The organism is Pseudomonas sp. NPDC087614 (assembly GCF_044743485.1).
GTDB classification, from domain to species: Bacteria; Pseudomonadota; Gammaproteobacteria; order Pseudomonadales; family Pseudomonadaceae; genus Aquipseudomonas; species Aquipseudomonas baetica_A.
The window spans coordinates 1-2,884 of record NZ_JBIUWN010000165.1; the positions used below are offsets into that span (position 1 = coordinate 1).

Genomic DNA, 2,884 nt, shown 5'->3' on the forward strand with positions numbered 1-2,884 from the left:
ATTGCCGACGCAGAAAGCCAGTGAGATCGAGCATCTACTGCCGCATCAATGGATGCCTGGCTGATCTACGCAAGGCGTATTCCCCATACGCTTACGACCAAACATGGTCAACGGATGAAAACGAACGGTTACTCAGCCTTTACCTAGCAGCGCCTCACCTTCTGTCATTCGACGAAGAGATAGAGGCGAAGCAGCTAATTTCAGCAAAAGCCACCGCCTAACGCCTAACTCTGGAGGCGCCCATGCACCCAAGCGTTCAGCTCGGCAAAGAAGTGCGCGCAGCACTGCGCATTCGTTCACGCATCGCCACGGAAGACCTCTACTCACTGATCGGCCGGCCGCTACCGGTAACGATGCCTCGCTTCGTTGTGAAGCCGGCAGGTACTGCATTCTTCCATGTCTTGGATGGCCGCACCGGCAAAGCCCGTGGCTTCCGTCGCGATCACAACGAGGCCTGCGCTTTGGCGCGCAAGCTTGAATCCCAGGAGTAGACCATGACTGATTTCCTCGACAACGTTGAAGGGCCGGACTGGCTCCATGACGCAATCAACTCGCTGATCTGCGGTGACAACGTCACGGCGCCGCGAGCTCACGGTAAGACGGTAGCTTTGGTGACTCCGCAATCGCTGTGGGAGGCACTGTCCGAACACTTAGGCGCACAAGAACACATTGCCCCACTGCTCACGGATAACCGCGAGTATCCGATTGAGCGAATGATTTGCGAGATTATCGCCGACGGTCGCCGGGCTCACGGCGCCATCTATGACCTCGCCATCTCTGCGCTGGGCCAGCCGAAAGGCGACCACCCGACAGCGCTGCACGACGTCGCTGAAGCACTGATCCGGCCTCACGCAAACGAGTATGGCCGGGCGCGGGCGGAAGAGCTTGAAGCCGAGCGCGCCGCCGATCTTGCAGAAATGCGAAAGGACGATGCCGCATGACAGCCCAGCAACGCGCCAGACGCTTCTGGTTCTGGCGCAGCTCATTCTTCGCGCTCGCCACCTGCACCGCCATCATGTTGCTCGGCGCCCTTTCTTCGCCAATCCCTCAATAGCACGCACCTTTCAATCGCTGCGCACCGCGCGGCAAGGAACAGTCATGTCCGCTCAAAGCGTGGCGCCGGTGGCGCACGACCGAAACCTCCACGTCCTTCCGCACGCAGCAACCAGCACCAGCGCTCTGGTACTGGACGGTGACAGCTTAGACAAGATGATGCGCCTGGCCGAAGTAATGGCCACCGGCCGCGCCACTCTGCCGAAGCACTTCAACGGCAATGCAGCGGATTGTTTGGCGGTCGTAATGCAATCGATGCAGTGGAAAATGAACCCGTTCGCCGTCGCGCAGAAAACGCACCTGGTTAACGGTGTGCTGGGCTACGAGGCGCAACTGGTCAACGCGGTGATCACTACCTGCGCACCGGTGCTGGATCGCCTGCACTACGAGTGGTACGGCGCCTGGGAAAAGGTGATCGGCAAATTCACCATCAAGAATGGCGACAAAGGCGAGTACCGCGTCCCGGGCTGGAAGCTTGAGGATGAGCAGGGCCTAGGCGTGAAAGTCTGGGCAACCTTCCGCGGCGAAGACGAGCCGCGCGTCCTTGAGTTGCTGCTGGCCCAAGCTCGCACCCGCAACAGCACACTCTGGGCTGACGATCCCCGCCAGCAACTGGCATACCTCGCTACCAAGCGCTGGTCGCGCCTCTATTGCCCTGACGTGATCCTCGGCGTGTACAGCCCAGATGAGCTCGAAGAATCCGCACCAACAATTCGTGACGTATCACCGGCGCGTGGCGCGGCACCAGCTGAACTTCCGCCCTACCCCGACGAGAAGCTCGCGGAAAACCTGCCCAAATGGCAAACCGCGGTCGACGCCGGACGTTCCGCCCCTGATCACCTGATCGCAACCGTCAGCAGCAAATTCACCCTGAGCGAAGAGCAGATCGCCAAGATCAAAGCGCTCGCGCCGATTGAAGGAGACCACGAATGAAAATCCACAATGTCGCTCAGGGTTCCGAAGCCTGGCATGCGCTCCGCGCCAACCACTTCACTGCGTCGGAAGCACCAGCAATGATGGGCGCATCGAAACAGATGAAGCGGACCGAGCTGCTGCATGCGAAAAAGACTGGGCTCGATCGGGACGTGTCGTGGTGGGTGCAGAAAAACTTGTTCGACAAGGGACACGAAGCCGAGGCACTTGCTCGGCCGATTCTAGAAGGACGAATTGGCGAGGACTTGTTTCCCGTCGTCGGCACCGAAGGTGATCTGCTCGCATCCCTCGATGACTGCACAATCCTCGGCGACGTGCTGTTCGAACACAAAATGTGGAACGAGCAGCTCGCCGCCGACGTTCGCACCGGCGTGCTGGATCCGCACTATTACTGGCAGCTCGAACAGCAGCTGTTGGTGAGCGGCGCCGAGAAGGTGATCTTCGTCTGCTCCGATGGCACCGAAGAAAACTTCGTTTCGATGGAGTACACGCCGGTACCGGGTCGGGCTGCGACACTCGTCGCCGGCTGGAAACAGTTCCAGGCCGATCTGCTGGACTTCACTCCCGCCGAGGTGGTGCCGGAAGCCGTAGGTAAAACGCCGGAATCCTTGCCAGCGCTGCGCATCGAAGTGACCGGCATGGTCACCGCCAGCAACCTGGAGCAATTCAAAGCACACTCGCTGGCCGTCTTCAACTCGATTAATACCGAACTGGAAACGGATCAGCACTTCGCCGATGCAGAAAAAACGGTCAAGTGGTGCAGCGATGTAGAGGAGCGCTTAGAAGCTGCTAAGCAGCACGCTCTGAGCCAAACCGAAAGCATCGACGCACTGTTCAAGACGATCGATGACATCGCGGCGGAGGCACGGCGCAAGCGCTTAGAACTGAACAGTTTGGT

Annotated in this window: 4 protein-coding genes; all 4 read left to right on the top strand. The window is 59.4% G+C overall.

Features of this window, described 5'->3' with window-relative positions; genetic code table 11:
• Positions 1 to 242 precede the first annotated feature (242 nt).
• Positions 243 to 491: a hypothetical protein gene (locus ACIOWA_RS27720; RefSeq protein ID WP_339503966.1), complete on the top strand. Its 249-nt coding sequence runs from the start codon at positions 243 to 245 to the stop codon at positions 489 to 491.
• A gap of 3 nt (positions 492 to 494) precedes the next feature.
• The gene (locus tag ACIOWA_RS27725; protein WP_339503964.1) at positions 495 to 941 is read left to right on the top strand and encodes a hypothetical protein; all 447 of its coding nucleotides are present in this window, start codon (positions 495 to 497) and stop codon (positions 939 to 941) included.
• Between the two features lie 157 nt (positions 942 to 1,098).
• On the top strand, positions 1,099 to 1,986 hold the full coding sequence (recT, locus tag ACIOWA_RS27730; protein WP_339494624.1) for a recombinase RecT: 888 nt from the start codon (positions 1,099 to 1,101) through the stop codon (positions 1,984 to 1,986).
• Positions 1,983 to 2,884: YqaJ viral recombinase family protein (locus ACIOWA_RS27735; RefSeq protein ID WP_401162904.1), on the top strand; the 902-nt coding region annotated here is incomplete at its 3' end. The genes recT and ACIOWA_RS27735, both read left to right, overlap by 4 nt.

Excerpts from the sequence above, each read along its gene's own strand:
- ACIOWA_RS27720 (WP_339503966.1), top strand. The coding sequence starts at position 243 with ATGCACCCAAGCGTTCAGCTCGGCAAAGAAGTGCGCGCAGCACTGCGC.
- ACIOWA_RS27725 (WP_339503964.1), top strand. The coding sequence starts at position 495 with ATGACTGATTTCCTCGACAACGTTGAAGGGCCGGACTGGCTCCATGAC.
- recT (WP_339494624.1), top strand. The coding sequence starts at position 1,099 with ATGTCCGCTCAAAGCGTGGCGCCGGTGGCGCACGACCGAAACCTCCAC.